At 65.7% G+C, this 18937-nt stretch carries 16 protein-coding genes; 15 read left to right on the top strand and 1 reads right to left on the bottom strand.

Annotated features, from left to right (window positions below; genetic code table 11):
- Nucleotides 1-1761: 1761 nt before the first annotated feature.
- Nucleotides 1762-2526 (bottom strand): chitinase, encoded by a 765-nt coding sequence (locus ACGFJ7_RS45600; RefSeq protein ID WP_392648663.1) that lies wholly within the window; start codon nucleotides 2524-2526, stop codon nucleotides 1762-1764.
- A gap of 650 nt (nucleotides 2527-3176) precedes the next feature.
- Here ACGFJ7_RS45600 and ACGFJ7_RS45595 point away from each other — a divergent pair.
- From ACGFJ7_RS45595 to ACGFJ7_RS45525, 15 genes are all read left to right on the top strand, one after another.
- Entirely contained in the window at nucleotides 3177-3746 is a 570-nt protein-coding gene (locus ACGFJ7_RS45595) for a hypothetical protein (RefSeq protein ID WP_392648661.1), read from the top strand.
- Between the two features lie 40 nt (nucleotides 3747-3786).
- Nucleotides 3787-4089 (top strand): hypothetical protein, encoded by a 303-nt coding sequence (locus ACGFJ7_RS45590; RefSeq protein ID WP_360257092.1) that lies wholly within the window; start codon nucleotides 3787-3789, stop codon nucleotides 4087-4089.
- Between the two features lie 44 nt (nucleotides 4090-4133).
- Complete coding sequence (locus tag ACGFJ7_RS45585; RefSeq protein WP_392648658.1) at nucleotides 4134-4871, top strand: hypothetical protein; 738 nt, start codon at nucleotides 4134-4136, stop codon at nucleotides 4869-4871.
- Between the two features lies 1 nt (nucleotide 4872).
- Nucleotides 4873-6027, top strand: a complete 1155-nt coding sequence (locus tag ACGFJ7_RS45580) for a hypothetical protein (RefSeq protein WP_392648655.1) — start codon at nucleotides 4873-4875, stop codon at nucleotides 6025-6027.
- Nucleotides 6028-6074: 47 nt separating this feature from the next.
- A complete protein-coding gene (locus ACGFJ7_RS45575; RefSeq protein WP_360257084.1) occupies nucleotides 6075-7568 on the top strand; it encodes an SCO6880 family protein in 1494 nt (497 codons plus the stop codon).
- A 272-nt stretch (nucleotides 7569-7840) separates the two neighbouring features.
- Nucleotides 7841-9157, top strand: coding sequence for an ATP/GTP-binding protein (locus ACGFJ7_RS45570; RefSeq protein WP_360257081.1), 1317 nt, complete (start codon nucleotides 7841-7843; stop codon nucleotides 9155-9157).
- 26 nt (nucleotides 9158-9183) lie between these two features.
- Nucleotides 9184-10947 carry a TraM recognition domain-containing protein gene (locus ACGFJ7_RS45565; protein WP_360257079.1) on the top strand — a complete coding sequence of 588 codons (1764 nt, stop codon included), beginning with the start codon at nucleotides 9184-9186 and terminating at the stop codon, nucleotides 10945-10947.
- A gap of 19 nt (nucleotides 10948-10966) precedes the next feature.
- On the top strand, nucleotides 10967-11431 hold the full coding sequence (locus tag ACGFJ7_RS45560; protein WP_360257077.1) for a DUF4913 domain-containing protein: 465 nt from the start codon (nucleotides 10967-10969) through the stop codon (nucleotides 11429-11431).
- Between the two features lie 13 nt (nucleotides 11432-11444).
- On the top strand, nucleotides 11445-11897 hold the full coding sequence (locus ACGFJ7_RS45555) for a hypothetical protein (RefSeq protein WP_392648650.1): 453 nt from the start codon (nucleotides 11445-11447) through the stop codon (nucleotides 11895-11897).
- A gap of 29 nt (nucleotides 11898-11926) precedes the next feature.
- Nucleotides 11927-12709: a hypothetical protein gene (locus ACGFJ7_RS45550; RefSeq protein WP_360257072.1), complete on the top strand. Its 783-nt coding sequence runs from the start codon at nucleotides 11927-11929 to the stop codon at nucleotides 12707-12709.
- Nucleotides 12710-12808: 99 nt separating this feature from the next.
- On the top strand, nucleotides 12809-13462 hold the full coding sequence (locus ACGFJ7_RS45545) for a sigma-70 family RNA polymerase sigma factor (protein WP_392648646.1): 654 nt from the start codon (nucleotides 12809-12811) through the stop codon (nucleotides 13460-13462).
- An 18-nt stretch (nucleotides 13463-13480) separates the two neighbouring features.
- The gene (locus ACGFJ7_RS45540; protein ID WP_392648643.1) at nucleotides 13481-14890 is read left to right on the top strand and encodes a S8 family serine peptidase; all 1410 of its coding nucleotides are present in this window, start codon (nucleotides 13481-13483) and stop codon (nucleotides 14888-14890) included.
- Nucleotides 14891-14894: 4 nt separating this feature from the next.
- On the top strand, nucleotides 14895-15392 hold the full coding sequence (locus ACGFJ7_RS45535) for a DUF6668 family protein (RefSeq protein ID WP_360257065.1): 498 nt from the start codon (nucleotides 14895-14897) through the stop codon (nucleotides 15390-15392).
- A 29-nt stretch (nucleotides 15393-15421) separates the two neighbouring features.
- Nucleotides 15422-16663, top strand: coding sequence for a family 16 glycosylhydrolase (locus tag ACGFJ7_RS45530; RefSeq protein WP_392648639.1), 1242 nt, complete (start codon nucleotides 15422-15424; stop codon nucleotides 16661-16663).
- 306 nt (nucleotides 16664-16969) lie between these two features.
- Nucleotides 16970-18577, top strand: coding sequence for a ricin-type beta-trefoil lectin domain protein (locus ACGFJ7_RS45525; protein WP_392648636.1), 1608 nt, complete (start codon nucleotides 16970-16972; stop codon nucleotides 18575-18577).
- Nucleotides 18578-18937: the final 360 nt, after the last annotated feature.

The raw sequence follows: 18937 nt of genomic DNA, 5'->3' as shown, positions 1-18937 counted from the left end.
TAATTATCGGCGCCGGTGCTGGCAGACAGCCTATCCAGGTAAATTTTTCCGATGGATGTCTGCGTCTGGTCCCCCAGCTGTCTTTCCGTACTTGGTGACACACTTGGAACGGGCGTGAGTATCCAGCGGTTCAATTCGTGAGGCAGGAAGTAGATTCGACGTGCCCCCGGTGGGGGGTCGTCTCGCAGCGACTCGGCGTGGCGTGGCGTCGATGATCAGCAGAAGTCCATGCCGGGGCCATTGCCCCATGCCGGCGCCCGCCGCAGGACCGCCAGGCCACGATCTGACGTAGACCGGTCCTCTTGAAGGGCGCTCGAACCGAGACGGTCATCCGGCTGGGCTGTCGACGACGGCGCCGCCCAGCCGCATCCTTGAGCCCAGCCGGACCTTTGAGCCGAGGAAAGACGAGATCGTCGATCACTTCGGTGAAGCCGACCGCGGATGCCGGCGAGCAGGTGGTCGGCGCGCTGAACTTCGCCGCCTCGTTCCCGTTCCTATGTAGAAGAGTGCGAGGGGTGTGTCGCTACGACGGGGATAACTCAAATATGCCTCTTCGTGCGGCACTGAGTTCGGCCCTGTCGGGCCGGACCGAGCGCGACGCTAGGAGGAAATTCGCAAGGTATCGCCTTCCCGTCGCCTGAACCTAGGCAGCGTTGCATAATGCCGAACAGACCAATGCCTTCCGGAGCGTGAAAGAATATGCCCGAACAGTTTACGAATGAGCAGAATCCGTACTCGACCAAACAGCAATCGAAGTCTACGGACGGGCGGGCGAAGCGAGCGACGGCTGCGCTGTTCGCGCAAGATGTCCGTGAATTCGCTAGGACGAAGAGATTGACGCCCAGGGAAAGGGAGGCGCTCCTGGCCTATGTCAAGAGCGTGGAGAACCACAGTAGCCTACGGAACGATCTGGCTAATGATAGGAAAAATGACCTAGCTGGAAAGGCCTGGGCAAGGCGGTTCGGGTCTCGTGTGCTGCGCTTCTTTGATCCAAAGATCAAGCGGGCGCCTGAGCAAGCTTTCGCAGATGCGGCGAACTATACCGACGATGAGAAGTCTGAAATGCGTGACTTCGCTGACAGCCTGATCAATTCGCATCCGATTATGATGAAGATGTTCTATGACCAGAAGAATCGGGAAGAGTTCACAAATCTGCGCCACATCATGACTGAATTCCCTCACCGGAGCGGCGCGCCGTTGCCGACGGCGCGCCAAAATTATGCTCAGGTGCAAGTCCCGGATCAGCGTCGAACTATGCCTGTACCTTCTTGGTCCATGCCGGCACCCCCGGCGCCGGTTGCTCGCCGTGCAGACCATGTCCAAGGCGCACAAGCCGCCCGTTATCAGAGCGGCCAACCGTCTCCCGACTTAAGCCGTCCTGGTACACCGGTAACGATCGCAGACTGGGGACAGGAAAGCATCCGCTCTGCCGCCAACGTGGATAGCGGCCGAGCCGCGACTAACATCCAACCTGAACCGAGGACAGCCGGCTATGACGATAGTCGGTCTTCGAGTCCTGGTCGACCACGCCGTCCTCAAGCGTCCGGGCAGTCGTTTACGCAATAGTTTGACGGACCGTGCCCCGCGGCTGACCGACTACGATCGCGCGCCACCCTCGAAGCCGGCGGCGAGGCCGCTGCGCGTGTTGCAGTTGCGTGGATGCGCCGGAGCGAGCAGTATCTGCCGGCCCGGTGCGCCTGCGGCAGTCCCTGCAGCCCTTCGGCCAGAACGAAGGACCTGCCTCGCCGCTCCCTTGTGCTCTTAGCAGCTTTGTCGAGGGTCCGGTGTGACTCCAAGAATCGCTGCGAAGCGCACGTAAGCGTCGATGCGGCTGCGCACGGCTTCGGGGCTGCCGCCGTTGCACTCGAGAATGCCGTTGACGCTGCGGATGGTCTCCCCGAACCCGGCCCCCTTGGTCATGCTGTCATGTGGCGTCGCGGTGCCCGCGCCCTGCTGTGTCATCCAGAACCAGAGCGCTGTCTGCCAGGCTATTGCAGGATCGTTCTTCACGAGATCGGGATTGTTGAGCAGGTCGATGTTGAGGGCTTGGCCGGCGCTATGGTAGTTGGTGTTCCAGGACAGCTGAATGGGGCCACGCCCGTGGTAAGCGGTCTGCCCGGCGGGGCAACCGTACGGTTGACCGGCATCGCAATAGTTTCCCCACACGGAGCGGTTGAGTTCTTCGACGTAGATGAGGCCACCGCTCTCACGATTGACATTGGCCAGGAAAGCGGCGAGCTCACGCTTCCGTGACGTTTCGTCGCCGGTTGTTGCGAATGCGGGGTAGTGCGCCATCGCCGTCGTCAATCCTTGATAGGTGTAAAACGGGCTCCGGGCAGGAAACATCTGCTCGAACTGAGCCGCGCTCAGATTGGCGACGTTCCCTCCCGCCGCTGGGGCGGAGCTGCTTCCGGGGGCACCTGGGCCGCCCTGCGACGAGCTGACGGCGGCGATGATCACCGCGATGAAGACTACCGCGAGGATGGCCAAGAGGATGAACGGAAGAAGAGCCACCAGTGAAACCACGATGCTGATCGTCGTTTGGGTGGGGTCCGGCGGCTTGGAACCTGACTGGCCTGAATTCTGATCTGCGCTGCCTCCGGCCACGGGCTCCTCGCGTTCATGTGTTGTCCGGGTTTGCCAGGACTGACGGAAGAAGCCGGCCTTGGTTCATTCGCATTGTCAGCCAATCTGTTGCCGCCTCGGCCCGTATTCCGCGGTCGTCGGCAGTCCACCTGAACAGAAACGTGATCAAGACCGCCGCACGCCGGTCCAGGAAATTTCAGAATCCGTGAACCGAGGTCCGGTCCGGTCCGTTCTGTAAGAGTCGCGAGGGTGCGCGTCGTTCGCCTGAAGAGCTCCGGCAGAACACATTTGAGCAGAAACGGAGGTAGGTCATGTATGCGGCTGTCCGAGCGTGCCTTCGGCCACCACGCTATATCTCGGCTGTGGTGTCGGTGGCTGCCGTTGTCGGCCTGCTGGCGTTCGGGTTGTCGAGCACAGCGTCGGCGGCACCGCACCAGACCGGCCACGCGTCCCGGCCTGCCCGGGCTCCCGTGTCCCCTTCTCCTGCGGACTCGCCCGCAGCCTCTGCTCCGGCGGGGCTGGTGTCGGTCGACTTTCACAGCAAAGGGGCATACACCGTCGAGAGAGTGTGCCTGCGAAACAGTGCCTCCGTGTCCTGGTCGGATGGCGGCAATGAGGGTTTGCTCGACCGGGGCGGCCGCGGCGGTGCCATTCATTGCCGGAGCGGCCTTCTGGTCGGGCAGAAGGCCACGCTCAGCGTCGACCCTCCACCGGACGGCAGCTTGTACGTCGATTTCAAGATCGGTTTGGGACCGAGTAAGCAGGGTTACGACGTCACCGGAAGGACATGGTGCACGTTTTCAGGCACGGTCCAGGGCGGAAAATTGGAATGTCAGCACATCGAGAAGAAGAACGTTGCTCCGCCGGCGCCGTCCATCGCGCCGTTCAACCCCGCAATGGCTACGAATCGCGCCCAGCCGGGCGAAACAAAGGGTAGCAGGGCAGACCTGAATCTGCTCAATCTCCTTGCCTGGTGCGTCACGGCTGCCGGTGTCGGCGGCGTTCTCATCGTTGGATCAGATTTGGCACTTCAGCTACGCCGTGGCGAGATCGGGTTCGGTGCGGTAACCATGAAACGTGCCTTTTTGATCCTGACTGCTTGTTTCTTGTCGATGACAGCGGGGCCGATCATCCAATTCTTGAACATACCCCTGCCGTAACGTGATCGTGGACGCGGCGGCGCCGACGAAAGAGCACTGAATGTCTCTTCAAGAACTTACAAAAATGGTCTTCCTGCTGTTTCCTCAGGTCGAAGTCCCGCAGCCACAGAAGGGTGGCAAAGCTCCGGAGCAGTTGGCCACCCTGGTGACGACGGGGTTGGGCTTGATCGCCTGGGCCGGTACGGCGGCAGGGGTCGCCGGTGTGCTCATCACAGGCGCCAAGATGGCAATTGCCCATAAGCGAGGTGACAGCTCAGAGCACATGGGCCAACTTGGCCTGGTTCTGGGCGGCTGTGTCCTGGTGGCCACCGCCGGACCGCTGGTCCAGTTCTTCTTCAGCTGAAGTAGACCCGTTTCTGCTCGATTTCATTCCGAATGGAGGCCGCTATGAGGCGCCGGTGGCGGCTCACTCGCGACGTCGACGCACGGCCGTTCTGGCAACAACGAGGATGGCAGGTCTCCGCCGCGTTTTTCGGGATGGTGCTGGTCGCCGCCGTAGTCGTGGCCTTCATAGATACGGAACCCGCGCCGACGCAATCGATTGCGGCGCGCGGTCCGCTCAGCGAGGGCGCACCCTTGGAGGGTGCTCGGCCGGTCGGTTGCCGCAGCGACGACCGCCGGCAGGATGCGCCCGTACGGCCGCCGGAGGACATCACATGGCGGCAGTTGAACGGCGCGCCAGTGCCGTTGTCCACCTCGGCCGGACCGCGCCGCACGCATGGGTCGATGTTGTGGTGTTTCGCGCACACGCCCACCGGTGCCATCATGGCTGCCCACGTGATTCCGCGGCAACTCAGTGGCACCGATTGGCGCACCATCGTCGATCAACAGGTGGTGCCGAGCACGGGTCGCGAACTCTTCGTTGCGATGCGTTCGTCGATCGTGGATCCGCCGGTGCGCAACACCACGAGTTCCATCGCGGGGTTCTCGCTGCTGTTCTACTCGGGTGAGGCGGCAACGATTCGTCTTCTGATCCGGGCCGGTGCCATCGGTTATGCCGCCACGGACTACCGAATGGCATGGTCCGGTGGTGATTGGAAGATCGAGCCTGCTGAGACGGGTAACCTGTATTCGCCGTTGACTCCGGTTGCGGATCCCGCCGGCTTCATACTGTGGGGAAATTGACGTGCCGGATTGCAGTAACGGTGATGCCATCTACTTCGGTGCTTTCGGCGGATTTGCCGAACTGCTCGACAGCGGCATCGACGGTATCCTCCGAAAAATCGCCTCGTCCATCATGAATGCGGCCGCCAGTCTCTTCGCGCAGAAGGTTCCGACCCTGTCGCCTGACGGCGAGATGAACCACAAAATTGGTTTGCAGACCAATTGGCTGGTGGTGACCATCGCCGTTGCCTCGTTGTTGTTCGCGGCGGTTCGCATGGCTTTGGAAATGCGTAGCGAAGCCGGAATGATAGCGATCAAGGGCCTTCTGCGGCTCATGGTGACCGCCGGAGCGGGAACGTTTGTCATAGGCCAGCTTGCTCTTCTCTCCGACACGTACACCACTCATCTGTACGAGGCGGGTGTTCAGAGGCAGCTGCAAAGCATCGCGAGTTGCGACAACGGCGGCATCGCGACCTTCCTGCTGATCATCATCGGGTTGCTGTTGATCATCTCCGGCATCATCCACATCATCCTGCTCTACATCCGGCTCGGAGTGATGGTCCTGCTCGTCGGGACGCTGCCCATGGCGGCCTCCGCCTCGATGACCAACTGGGGGTCGTCGTGGTGGCGCAAGCACATCGCGTGGCTCGCCGCTTGGCTGATCTACAAACCCGCGGTCGGCCTGATCCTGTACGTCGGGACAACGATGATCGGCTACAGCGGCAACAACGCCACGCAGCAGAAGATCGCCGGCTGCGGGGTTCTTCTGCTGTCCGCTGTGGCGTTGCCCGGTCTGCTTCGTCTGGTCGTCCCCGCGGCTGCGGCGCTCGGCTCGTCCGACGGGGCCGCGTCGGCCGCCTCCTCGGCGGCCGGTGCGACCGGTTCTGTCCTGACCGCCGCCGGGCGGTCGATATCGGGCGGCGGCCGGTCGGGGAGCGCAGGCCGTTCCCGCCCGAGTGGCGCGCCGACCTCCAAAGGCGGTGCGCCGGCATCCAATGGCGGTGCGTCCGGGAAGAGCGGTATGGGTGGCCGGGCGGCAGCCGGCGCGGCCCGGGGGGTCGGCGGTGCTCTGGGCGGTGCCGCGCAGCTGCTCGCAAAAGCGGGAAACAGCACGGTCAAGCACGCCACCAACGTGGCCTCCGGCGCGGTGTCGGGCGGTCGCGGAGACGAGCACTGACGTGGCATTGACAGCAAGCCGTCGCGGCGTCGGAACGAAAGGCAACAATGTCGGGTGAGAATGTCTCGCAGAGGACCTACGGCAATTGGCGGCGTCCACGCCGGTCAGGTCTGGGGCCATTGGGCCTGATCGGCACGATTGGCGCGTTCGGCGGCATCGTCGCGGTGTTGCTGGCTTCCCTGATCTCGTTGACCGCCGCTCTGGTGGTGCTGATGCCCATCGTGGTCATGATCGGACCGTTGGCTGTGCGCACCGAGGACGGCCGGAATCTGTATCAAATCCTTACCGTCCGGCTCGGATGGCGCAGGCGCGTCGCGCACGGCGAGAACTTCTACGTCTCCGGTCCGCTGTCTCAGCGGCCGGGCGGCCGTTTCGCTCCGCCCGGGCTTCTGAGCAAGGTGACCGTGGGGGAGGGGCTCGATGCGTTCGATCGGCCGTTCGGCGTCTTGCATCACCGCAGCCGAAACCGCTTCACGGTTGTCCTCGAGTGCGTACCGGACGGTGGCGGGCTTGTCGACCAGGAACAGGTCGACGTCTGGGTGGCGATGTGGGGCGACTGGCTGGCGCGGCTCTCGCACGAGCCGAACCTGCGTGGGGCGTCGGTCGTCGTGGAAACGGCGCCGGATTCCGGTATGACGCTGGCCGCCGAGGTGCTGCCGCGCCTGTCCCCGGACGCCCCCGATGTCGCCCGCGCCGTGATGGAGGAGATCGTGAACCGCTATCCGGCCGCCTCCTCCGAGATGCACACCTACGTGACTCTCACCTACGCCGCTCCGGGTGGTACGAAGCACAAGCTGGAGGATGTCATCGCCGACCTGGCAGTCCGGATACCCGGGCTGTGCGGAGGCCTGGTCGGCGCGGGGGGAGGCTCGGCGGAGCCACTGTCGGCCGAGCGCATCGCCGAAGTCATCCGCGTGGCGTACGACCCCGCGGTGGCGGCTGAGGTCTTGGAGGCGCGGGCGGCCTACGGCGGCACGGCCTTGGCGTGGGAAGACGCCGGCCCGGCGGCGTCGGTGGAATCGGTGGAGGCATACGCCCACGACTCAGGCGTCTCGCGGACGTGGATGCTGACGATGGCACCGCGCGGAACGGTGGGTTCGGGCGTGCTGCGCACCGTTCTGGAAGCGGCTCCGGGTACGCGCCGCAAGCGGGTTGCTCTGATCTACCGGCCGATCGACCCGGCGACCTCGGCCCGGATCGTCGAGGCCGACCGCCGCAACGCTCAGTTCATGGCGACCTCGGGTCGCGGTCTGGTGCGGGCTCGAGCGGCCGCGGAAGTGTCCGCGGCCGAGCAGACTGCCGCGGAGGAGGCCGCCGGCGCCGGTCTTGTCGAGTTCTCGTTGCTGCTGACCGTCACCGTTGACACGGCGGCCGAGTTGGTGGATGCCAATGTCACGGTCCGCAACCTGATCGCGGGTTCTCGTCTGTCGATGCGGCCGGCCAACCGCGTGCAGGCCGCCGCGTTCGCCTGCTCGCTCCCGGCGGGAATTCTTCCCTGGGAGCACACGCTCATTCCGTACGAATTCCAGGAGGCATTGTGAAATCCGCGTCTTCGACCGGGCAGTTCCGGTTGGGAGCCGGGTGGCGTAGGGGTGCCTCAGGACCGCGGACAGCGCTGGACGCCATGCCGGAGCAGGTGCCCGCGACCGAGGACCTGGTCCTGAGGCAGCCCGCGGGCTCCAGGATTCAGGGCGGAGGATCAGCGGGTACGAGCAGTGGCCGTGTCGGCTACCTCGACCCGCCGACGATGTGGCGTGCGACCAGCGTTCAAGCGTGTGGGCTGTGGCCGTTCTCGGCCGGCTCCGGTGCACCGATGAGTGGTGTCCCGCTCGGGCAGCACCTGGTGACCGGAGCCACCGTCTGCGGAGACCCGCTGTCGTGGTTCATGCGAGCGCGCTACATCTCCAATCCGTCGCTGTTCATGCTCGGCATGCCCGGCCTCGGAAAGTCCACCCTGGTGAACCGGATGCTGATCGGGCTGGCCGCGCAGGGTGTGACACCGTTGGTCCTCGGCGACCTCAAACCGGATTACGCGGACACCGTTCGTGCCCTGGGCGGTCAGGTCATCTCGATCGGCCGAGGTGTGGGCGGGATCAACGTTCTCGATCCGGGCGCGATGGGTGCGGCGGCGCGCCGTATCGGCGGCCGGGCTGGCGAAGCGCTGGCCGCGGAGACACATGGCCGGGTGCTCAACATGCTGGCCGCTCTGCTCACTATTGTGCGTGGTCAGCCGATCAACGACCACGAACAGTCGGTGCTGTCCGCCTGCCTCAGGCACGTGCGTGAACGAACACCGGAGGGCCAGTCGATCGTGCTGCCCGATCTGGTCGAGGCGCTCGCCGAGGGGCCCGAGCCGGTTCGTGCGGTGACCCTGGATCGGGGACACGACGATCGCTACCGCGAGGCGGTCGACCCGCTGCACCGGACCCTGCTCGGCATCCTCGACGGTCCGCTCGGCGATACGTTCTCCTCCGAGACCTCGACGCACATCAACGCCGACGCGCCGGCGGTCTGCATCGACATTTCCCGGATCGGGGAGTCCGACACGCAACTGACGGCCGCGGCCATGCTGGCGGCCTGGTCCGACGGCTTGGGAACGGTGGCCGCGGTGCACGCTCTCGCGGATGCCGGCATCACTCCCCGGCGATGGTTCTTCACCGTTCTGGACGAGCTGTGGCGGCCTCTGCGCGCGGCATCCGGCATCGTCGACCGCATCGACGCGCTCACGCGGCTCAACCGATCGCTGGGCTTGGGCGACGCGAAGATCACGCACACCCTGAAGGACGCCGAGTCCGTCGGAACCGACGCCGACCGGGCCAAGGCCCGCGGTTTCGTCGAACGGGCCGGGATGGTGGTCTGCGCGGGCCTGCCCCGTACGGAGATGGAGGAGCTCGGCCGCATCGTGGGACTGTCACGTCGTGAGATCGACATGGTTTCGTCCTGGTCGTCTCCGCCGGGCTGGGCCAGTACCGGAGTGCACGACGAGCCCCCTGGCCGCGGCAATTTCCTGATCAAGGTCGGCGGGCGCCCAGGGATTCCGATCCGGATGGCCATCACCGACACCGAGCGGCACCTGCACGACACGAACACCCGGTGGACGCGGAGCGGACCAGCGCAGGTGCGGTCATGAGCGGCGGGTCCGGAAACGAGGCCGGCGTGACCGTTCTCGTGCTGGTCGCCGCTGGGGGCGCGGCCTGCGGCACCGTGTTTCTCGGCGGGACCGTCGGCGCCGCCGTGATCGGTGGCGGCTGGCGGCCGCCACCGATCACCATGAGTTCGGTGCAGCTGATGGTCGATGCCGGGCCCACCGCGCTGTGGCCTGGCATCAGTGCATGGGCTGTGTATGTGGGAATCGCGCTGGTAACCCTGTTCTTCGCGTTCCTGGCCGGCCTCGTCACTGCCGTGCTGCGCTCTCGGCACAAGCGCCCCAGCGGCCTGGCCACTCCGCGCGATCTCGCGGCATTCGGACGGGACGCGGTCGTCCAGCGTGCCCGTGGCCTGCGCCCGTCTCTGAAGGGCGTGCGGAAACCGACGGCCGATCAGACCGGCAATCTTCTCGGTGACCTGCACCCGTCCGGACCGGAATTGCGCTCCTCGTTCGAGGATGTCGAGCTCGATCTGATGGCGCCACGGGCCGGTAAGTCGACGGGAGTCGCTGTTCCGCGGGTGCTTCGCGCGCAAGGTTCGGTGCTGCTGACGTCGAACAAGTCGGACGTGTTCGCCGTCACCAAAGCGCAGCGGGAGAAGGTCGGCACGGTGTGGACCTTTGATCCTCAGGGCATCGCGCACACCGAACGCGCGATGTGGTGGGACATCCTGTCGTCCTGCGTGACCGTGGAAGGGGCGCGGCGGATGGCGGGTCACTTCGTCGCTTCGGTGAACGATGACAGTTCCAAGAAAGACTTCTGGATCTCGGCGGCGCAGAACACGCTGACCGCGCTGTTCCTCGCCGCCGCCCGTAACGGCGTACCGGTGACCGGGATGCTCGGGTGGCTGGCGGACCCCGGCGATCGTGCCCCCATCGACCTGCTTCGCGACGTCGGGCTGGACGCCATGGCCGAACAGCTCCAAGGCACGATTCGCGGCGCGGTGCAGACCCGGGACGGAATCTACGAGACCGCGCGCCAGTGTGTGTCCTGCCTGCTCGACCCCGACATCGCGGCGTGGGTCACGCCGGATCACCGGGTACCGGAGTTCATACCCGAGCGGCACGTCCTTACCCAGGACACCCTGTATCTGCTGTCCAAGGACGGCGGTGGCTCCGCAGCCGGCGTCATCGCCGGGCTGGCCGACACCACCATGCGGGCGGGGGTCATGGCGGCCGAGGGCATGGGCGGTCGCCTCGACCCGCCGATGACCGCGGTACTCGACGAGGCGGCGAACGTCTGCCGCATCTCCGATCTGCCGGACCTTTACAGCCACCTGGGATCTCGCGGTATCAATGTCGTCACCCTGTTGCAGAGCTACAAGCAGGGCGCACGGGTCTGGGGCGAGGCCGGCATGGACGCACTCTGGGGCGCGGCCACCATCAAGCTGCTGGGCGCGGGCCTCGACGACGCCGATTTCGTCGACAAGGTCGCCCGCCTGGTCGGCCAGCACGATGTGAAGACCGTCAGTGTTTCCCGCGGACGCGATGGCAAGTCGCATTCGACGTCCTTCCGGCAGGAACAGATTCTGCCGGCCGACAAGATCCGTGCCTTGCCGAAGGGCACCGCTCTACTTCTCGCGACCGGAGTTCGGCCGGCCCTCATCCGTCTGCGCCCCTGGTACAAGGAAGCCGACGCGGGTCCCATCTCGGCCGCCGCCAAGCTGGAAGAACGCGGTATCGCCGAGCGCGCGGCCGCCGCCAACGCCGCCAAGACCGCTACTGCTTCTGCCGCCGACCAATTCGACCTCGGTCGCGGACCCTTCCCTCTCTGAGCCCACGATGGGAATGACAGTGTCTGAACCGATCAAAGAGCCAGCAACGTCCACCGAAGAGGCGAAGACCTCAAGATCCTCGGGCGACGAGCCGGCAACTCCGCCGAAACCACCCTCGCCGTTCATCTTGTTCATGGCCGGCCCCGAATTCACCGAAGAGCTTCGACGCCTCGCCGTGTGGGTCGAAGGCCTGCTCCTGCCGGTATTCGGGCGTGAGGTCACGACCACGGCGCCCTGGTGCCCGCAGTGGTGGGCGCATGCGGAGGCGGTGGCGCGGCTCGACGCGTTGTGGCTGGCCTGGCAAGATGCGAGTTCGCCGGGCCAGGGCATGCAATCGATATCCTTGTGGATGCGTGACCATCTCGACGTTGCGATGAGCTCCTTGCGTGACCCGTCCGGCCCGTTCGCCGGCTGCAAGTCCGGTAGCCACCGCGACAAACAAATCCCGGTCGTTGCGCCTCTCCCGCCAGCCCCGTCAGCATAAGGAAGGAACCGGCATGCCCCAGTTCGAACTCACGGAGCGGGAGGCCCGGACGGTCATCAGCGTTTTCGCTGCTCACGCGCCGCGGATCTACGCAGATGTCATCGACGAGATGGCCCCGTCGATCGGCGCACGGATGAAGGAATTCGAGGAAGTGAAGAGGCTCGACAGCGAGATGAGCGGGTCCTCGTCGCCGTTGACCAGGGCTCTGGAAGAGATCGCGAACAAGGACCCGCGTGGTCTGATGGCGCACGCGCGCGAGATGCTGAAGGAAGCGGTGTCCACGCACCTCGACGCGCAACAGACACCAGAAGGCAGCGTGCGGCCGCTCGAGCCGGAGGTCTTCAACGCCTTGAGCCAGAGAGCTGCCGAGATGCCGGCGCCGTCGGCACAGACGGCGCCTGGTCCGGCCAAAGCGGCTCCGGTCCGACCGCGCCGCGACCTTGGCCAGGGACGAGCGAATCATTGAGCCCTGGAGACAAACACGTCGTCGAGTCGTTGGGCGCCTACTACCTGGACTCCCTCTCGGCGGAGGAGAACCTTGACGTTCAAACTCACCTGAACGGCTGCGACCTGTGCCGAGCGGCCACCAAAGAGATCATTGAAGTGGCCGCGGCGCTGGCTCTCCCCGACGAGGAGGACCGCCGGTCGCTTATCGATGACTTCGGTCCTCTTCACCGTACGGGACCACCCAGCGCCGCCTTCGAGAAATTCAGTCCCGAGCCGGCTTTCGGCGGCTGGGATGACGACCCTTCGCCCGACCGGCGGAGCGGCGAAGGATCAGCGAAACGCACGCTGGTGCTGTCTGGTAAGCGGCGCATCGACGACATCCCGGCCCTGTCCTGGCGGCCGGCTCGCGAGAACCGCATGCGCTCGGCCGCCCCCACCGCGCTTTTGCTCCTCGCGGCGGTCACTGTCATGACACTGTCAGCGGTGACGCTTGTTCGAGGAATCCTGGACGCGGCCTCACCCGCCACGACGGCCAGCGCCACCGGCGAGGCCCATGGCATCGAGATGTCCGTCGTGGCTGTCGAGGACTCCGAGGGCCTACTCATCCAGTCCGATGTCGACGGCACGCGACCAGGGGCAAGCTACATCCTCTTCGCTGTGACAACGGACGGGCGTAGTGTTCCGGTGACGCGTTGGACGGCGACGAGCGCGCAACGGCAATCTGCCGGCCGGATCGCTCAACGCCTGTCCGCTGTGGCATCGGTCCTGGTGGTGCAGCCCGCCACCCAGGCCGAGCTATCGGTGCCACTTCACCATCAGCGACCCTCTTGAAGCCGAGCACTCATACGCCGAAGCCAATAGAGGGAGTGGCGAAGCCCAAAGTGGACTTCCGCCGATGAACTCGTTACCGAGGGCTGCGTCTCATCCTGTGTGAGTGGTCCCGATCCTCTTGGTGATGGCATCAGCGCGGCGGCACAGCGCGTGACAAAAGAATCGAAAGCCGCCGATCAGATTCCGGCAGAAAACTCTCCTGATTCTGTCAAAGACCATGACGCTCCAGCCGAAGGCCCGGACGCGGCGATGCAGCATCTGCAACAGGTGCACCGGCCGGTGCTGCTTGCCTACGTCACGCGGCTGACCGGGGGAGACGTGCATTGGGCGGAAGATGTCGTCCAAGAGACGATGGTGCGCGCCTGGCGTAATCCTGATGCTCGCAAGGATGATGGACGCTGGAGCCGGGGATGGCTGTGCACCGTCGCCCGGCGCATTGTCATCGATCATGTCCGAGCCGTTCAGGCACGTCCCGCGGAAACGTCGAACGAGCACACCCCTGAGATCGCGACGGGACGCGACGACATCGAACGGATGATCGACGGGCGGGAGATCCGCGACGCGATCGCCGCGCTGCCGGAGCGGCTTCGTTCCGCCCTGGTGGAGGTCTACTACGAGGAACATTCCGTCGCCGAGGCGGCCCAGGTCCTGGATGTGCCCGAAGGCACCGTGAAGTCTCGAACCTTTCACGCGCTCCGCGCCCTGCGCGGGGCGTTGACCACGCGAGGATTCTTCGGGGAAACACGTGACTGAGACAGCGCGTTGCATCCGATGAGACGATCGCTGGTAAGAACACTGCTCCTCGCGTTAGCGGCAGTGCTGGTCACGGTCGGCGCCGCACCAGCGCCGGCAGCCGCCGACGAACCGAACTCCACCAAGTACTACATCGTGCGCACCTCCTACCAGGGCAAGCCCGAGACTCTCTATGAGATCGCGGCCCAGTTCCTCGGTGACGAACGCCGTTTCGTCGAGATCCTGCGGCTCAACGCCGGCCGTAAGCAGCCGGGCGGAGGAGTGCTGAGCGACGCGCTGGGTCTGCGCCAGGGATGGGTCCTCCTCCTGCCGTGGGACGCGGCCGGTGACGGTGTCGAGCACGGCGTTCCTCCACCCGTCTCTTCAACCGCACCACAGGTGGTCAAGCGGGACTGCACGGCACCGGCCGCACTGCCGAGACCGAACCCGACCGCGCCGACAGCCGGCGTCAGCGGCGGCCGCCCGCGTACCAACGGCGCCGGACAAGTCGTCGCCGTGATCGACAACGCTTGCCTCGGCACCGATACCGGCATGGCGAAAGTGATCGCCGGCCGCAAGACGAGCAACGTCAAGACCGGTGGGATCGCTCCGGACGCCACCATTCGCCTCATCCGGATGACCTCCACCGGATCCACGACGACGGCCGCGAGCCAGGTGACCGCGCTCAAGGAGGCGACAGCCGCGGGCGCGACTGTCGTAGCGCTCGGCCCGACCGTGAACCCCGCGCAGCCCGGATTCAAAGAGGCTGTGGCCGAGGCCGTCAGAAAAGGCGCTGTCGTTGTCGTCGGCGCTGGAGCGACCCGGCAGCTCGGGCTCCTCCGAGTGGCCCGGGCAGGCCTCGGCGCGAAGACCGACGCCGGCCGCGCGAAGGAGGAGTCCGACGTCATCGCCCCTGACGCCGGGGGTGCCGGTCACGTCGCGGTCGCCTATGCGGCAGGTGTAGCGGCCTTGGTGCGCGCCGCCTACCCGAATCTGACGGCTGAACAGATCTGCGATCGGATCATGGCTACCGCGGATCTCGTCGGCGACGGCTCGCCACCCGGACGCGGCCACGTCTGGGGAATGATCAACCTCAGTGCGGCTGTGGCACAAGATCCTCCAGCCGATCAGAGACCGAGACTGCCGAGTACGAGCCGGCATGACGAGCCCGCACTTGTCAACGCGGGCGCGTTGCTGCTCTTCGGCGTCTTCGTACTCACCCTGGGCGCCGCGATTCTGCTCGTTCGGCGTCTGCGCCGCGTATGGCGGTCCGCGCATGATCCGTTCGACGGCCCGGAGACTACGGCTCTCCCGCCCATCGCGGTGGCCGTCGGTGGCGGCGGCGGCAACTCCCACTGGACCGACAGCGGGTCCGACTCATTGCCGGCTGGACCGCCACCGCAGTACGCGGACCGTCCCCGGTCGTGGATCGACTCAGCAGGGAGGTAGCACCATGAGAGAAACGCCGACCACGGCCGGCACTGTGACCGCGCGCGTCCCGGCGTTGTCGCGTACCGGCCTGAGCTGGGTCGCCGCCCATGGGGGAGCCGGAGCCAGCACCCTTGCCGCCGCCCTTGGCGGTGACGACCTCGGATGCCGGTGGCCTGATGAAAAGCGCGCGGAACCCGCCCGGATCCTGCTCGTTGCTCGTACCCACCACGGCGGACTCCAATCGGCTGCGCGAGCGCTGGGCGCTCTGCGAGAGGGTCGGCACCCGCCGGGTATGGAACTGTTTGGGCTGGTCCTGGTGGCGGACGCCCCGGGTTCGTTGCCGCGAGCGTTGACTCGCCGAATCCGGGTTCTGCGATCGGTCGCCCCGGTCTGGAGCGTGCCCTGGATCGAGTCATGGCGCATCGGCGATGAAACGCGCCAGGTGCCGAAAGCGGTGCTGCGCCTGGCCGCATTCGTCCAATCCACCATCGCTCTCTCCACGAAGGGAAGTCCCCGTTGAAGCTTCACCTGGGCAGGCAACGAGCCGCAGTGGCCATCGCGCTACTCGGTTTGAGTCTGGTCACCGGCTTCGCTGTCCTCGGGCCCTCACCGTCCACCGCCAGAGCCGAACAACAGCCGCTCTCCCTCGCGTGGGGTGACGAGTTCGACGAGCCCGCCGGCACCCTTCCGGACCGGAGCAAATGGCGGTACGACATCGGCGGTGGCGGATGGGGCAACAACGAGTTGCAGTACTACACCGACAGTGGCCGCAACGCTGCGATGGACGGCGAGGGCAATCTCGTGATCACCGCCCGACAGGAGAATCCCGTCGATCTGCAATGTCATTACGGGCGTTGTCAGTACACCTCCGCGCGACTTCTCACCGCAGGCCTGCACGAGCAGAAGTACGGCCGGTTCGAAGCACGTATGAAGTTGCCGAGCGGACAGGGTCTGTGGCCGGCGTTCTGGATGCTCGGCGGCACGACGTGGCCGGACCGAGGCGAGATCGACATCATGGAGAACATCGGCCGCGAACCACGCGATGTCCACGGCACGCTGCACGGCCCCGGTTATTCCGGCGGTAACGCCGTCAGTTCCCGCTACGTGCTCCAGAGCGGCGCCTTCACAGACGACTTCCATACCTTCGGGGTGGATTGGGCGCCGGAGGCGATCAGCTGGTACGTCGACGGAGTTAAATATGCGCAAAAGACCCTCGCCGACATCCGGGGAGGCAAATGGGTGTTCGACCATCCATTTTTCATGATCCTTAATTTGGCAGTGGGTGGCAGCTGGCCCGGCAGCCCGACCAGTAGCACGCTGTTTCCCCAGCGGCTGCTGGTCGACTACGTCCGAGTCTGGACCGCTCCGGGCAACGACGCCGCCACTGCCGCTGCTGTCGCCGGCGGCGACCCCATCGCTGGGTACGGCGACCGCTGCATCGACGGTCAGAGGGCCGTCGGCGCGGACGAGGCGCAACTGACGATGCAGCGGTGCGACGGTACCGCCGCGCAAGCATGGAGCCTTCCCGGCGACGGCACGGTTCGCGTACTCGGCCAGTGTCTGGACGTCCCCGGCGCATCCACGGTAGACGGCACTGTCGTGCGGCTCGCGACATGCAGCGGCGGCGAGGCACAGCAATTTGTCCTCAACGACAACCGCGATCTGGTCCATGCGCAGTCCGGTAAGTGCGTCGACGTCCGTGACTGGATCAAAGCCGACGGTGCGCCCCTGCAGATCTGGCAGTGCACCGGTGGGGCCAATCAGAAATGGCGACACGGCCGAAGCAACTGATCGTGCTGGGCCTTTGGGTGGGTGGCGGCCTGAACGGGGGACGGCCACCACCCACCTGATACGACGGTGCGCGTGCGGCCGCGTTCAGACGTACGCGCGTTCCTCGCATGACGCACATCATCCCGGCCCTTTCTGAACAAATGGCCGGTCTCGTCGTCAGTGGCAGTGTCCGCACCGGACGGTGCGATCCGTCAGTTCAGGAGGCGTCCTCGCATGTTCGGTGGCAGGTTCGGGCCCCGTGCTGTAATCGCGGCAGTCGCCGTGGGTGTTGTGGCCTTGGCCGCTACATTCGTAATCTCCTTACGGATGACGAGCCATGACGGCCCACGCGAGGACGGGCAAGGGGTGCCGGTTCCGGGCAGGTTGATGCAGACCATCCCGGCGGCTGCGCAGTCCTGCCCCACACTGACCCCAGCCAGACTGGCCGCGCAGGTGATGGAGGCGTCCAGGTTCGAACTGGACGGGGAGAACGAGGGCTCACTGCGCGATATAGCCGGGCTGTCGGATGAAGTGTGGCAGGCATGGCGTCCATCGGAATCGTCGGAGCGTACCGATCCCGGCGTTGCAGTCGTCGCGTTGGCTCGTCACATGTGCGACCTGTCCGGTCAGGTTCGAGCTGCCGGTCTCGACGGTGACGAATGGCAGCTGGCCCTGGCCGCCCACGAGACCGGGCTGGACAGCGTCCGCGCCGCTGGCGGTGTCCCGGAAGAGGCACGTTCGTACGTCATGCGCGTCTCGGCCTATGCCGAATGGTATGCACGGCAACCGGGACTGGCTCCCGCGCCTGACGAGTCCTCCGAATTGGGCGACGCCGGGGCGAAAGCCAAGAAGGTGCCTCCGGAGTATGTCGCCGCAGTCTCGGCGGCGGGTCGACGGTGTGGGGCGGTGACTCCCGCTCGGGTGGCCGGTCAGTTGATGGCGGCGTCGGGATTCGACCCCCGTCTCACCGGTCCGGACGGCGGCCAGGGCATCGCCCAGTTCCTGCCGTCCATCTGGAAGCAGTACGCCCCAGCCGCGCCGGGCGCCTCCCCGCAGGAACCGCAGGCGGCGATCGCTGCTCTCGGCGCTGTGATGTGCACCCTGGTCGACGAATTCAAGGATCTCGGTTCGGACCCGTACGACCTCGCGCTCGCGGCATTTCGCCGTGGCCCGGATGCCGTCAAACGAGAAGGGAAGATGCCGGACTCCGCCGACCTTCGTCAGCTCGTCGCCCAGGTCGACACCTATGCCGCGGTCTATCAGGGCGACAACCGGCTGAGCGCGAGCCCGTCAACCTCGTCCGATCCCGTCACGCGTTCGAACGGGCCTTCAGCTCGTCCGGCGCCGTCGGGCGCTTCTCCGCGAGACTCGTCGTTGCTGGCGGCCGGCCCCGCACAGCCGGTGAAGGGTCCCCAGGCTTCTCCCGCGGCCGGCGGCACCACCTCCAACGGCAAGCCGCCGGCATCCAAGCCAGGGACGAGTGACAGCACTCCCACCAAGCCCGCGGCGATCAAGCCGCCGCCGGCCCAGACCGCCACTGTGAGAGCTGTCAGCGGGGCAGGCAGCATCGTCGAGCACGCCACCGGCCGCTGCCTCGATGTCACCGACGGGGCCTATGGCAGCAATCCGCAGCTTCAGATCTGGGACTGCAACGGTGGCCCCAACCAAGCCTGGACCCTCTACTCGGACGGCACCATTCGTGCCTTCAACCGGTGCATGACCGCGCAAGGCGCAAACACCCAGAACGGAACCAAAATCATCCTCAGCACCTGCACCGGCGGCGCGGCCCAGCGTTTCACCCTCAACAGCTCCCATGACCTCGTGAACGTCTCCGCGGACAGATGCGTCGATGTGATCGACAAGAACGCTTTCAACGGTGCCAAACTTCAACTCTGGGACTGCGCCGGCACCGACAACCAGAAGTGGAGCCGATGACTCGTGCGGCGGGCGGGTATGACGCGGCTGAATGCGGTCGAAGAACGGTATTGATGCTTGATCAAGGACTTTGGATCGGTCAAGGCGACGAGCGCCGGGCACGCCGGTAGGCCAGCCGCGATCGCGTCCGTGTTCGACGTCCTCGGACATCACAACTGGGACTCCGCCTGTCTGGCCTGCCCAGGAACTCTTTTCGCGCTGCGTCGTCGTGACGTGCATCGTCCCGATGAAAAGGCTCAGTGAACCAGCGGCGTTCCCGCCACGTTCCTTTAGCGTAACAGCAGGGAAGAGGGAGGGCGGAACGTTGTTGTTGACATCCGAAGTCGGGTACTACGCGAGACTTGCACAAGCTATCAGATC

The sequence above is a fragment of the Actinoplanes sp. NPDC048988 genome, assembly GCF_043197815.1.
Lineage (GTDB): Bacteria > Actinomycetota > Actinomycetes > Mycobacteriales > Micromonosporaceae > Actinoplanes.
Note: the sequence above shows the minus strand (reverse complement) of the source record. Positions and strands in the feature narration are given on the sequence as shown.

Bases quoted from the DNA above. Each gene is read 5' to 3' on its own strand.
- ACGFJ7_RS45575 (WP_360257084.1), top strand. From the start codon at position 6,075: ATGTCGGGTGAGAATGTCTCGCAGAGGACCTACGGCAATTGGCGGCGT.
- ACGFJ7_RS45585 (WP_392648658.1), top strand. From the start codon at position 4,134: ATGAGGCGCCGGTGGCGGCTCACTCGCGACGTCGACGCACGGCCGTTC.
- ACGFJ7_RS45590 (WP_360257092.1), top strand. From the start codon at position 3,787: ATGTCTCTTCAAGAACTTACAAAAATGGTCTTCCTGCTGTTTCCTCAG.
- ACGFJ7_RS45540 (WP_392648643.1), top strand. From the start codon at position 13,481: ATGAGACGATCGCTGGTAAGAACACTGCTCCTCGCGTTAGCGGCAGTG.
- ACGFJ7_RS45525 (WP_392648636.1), top strand. From the start codon at position 16,970: ATGACGAGCCATGACGGCCCACGCGAGGACGGGCAAGGGGTGCCGGTT.
- ACGFJ7_RS45535 (WP_360257065.1), top strand. From the start codon at position 14,895: ATGAGAGAAACGCCGACCACGGCCGGCACTGTGACCGCGCGCGTCCCG.
- ACGFJ7_RS45555 (WP_392648650.1), top strand. From the start codon at position 11,445: ATGCCCCAGTTCGAACTCACGGAGCGGGAGGCCCGGACGGTCATCAGC.
- ACGFJ7_RS45570 (WP_360257081.1), top strand. From the start codon at position 7,841: ATGAGTGGTGTCCCGCTCGGGCAGCACCTGGTGACCGGAGCCACCGTC.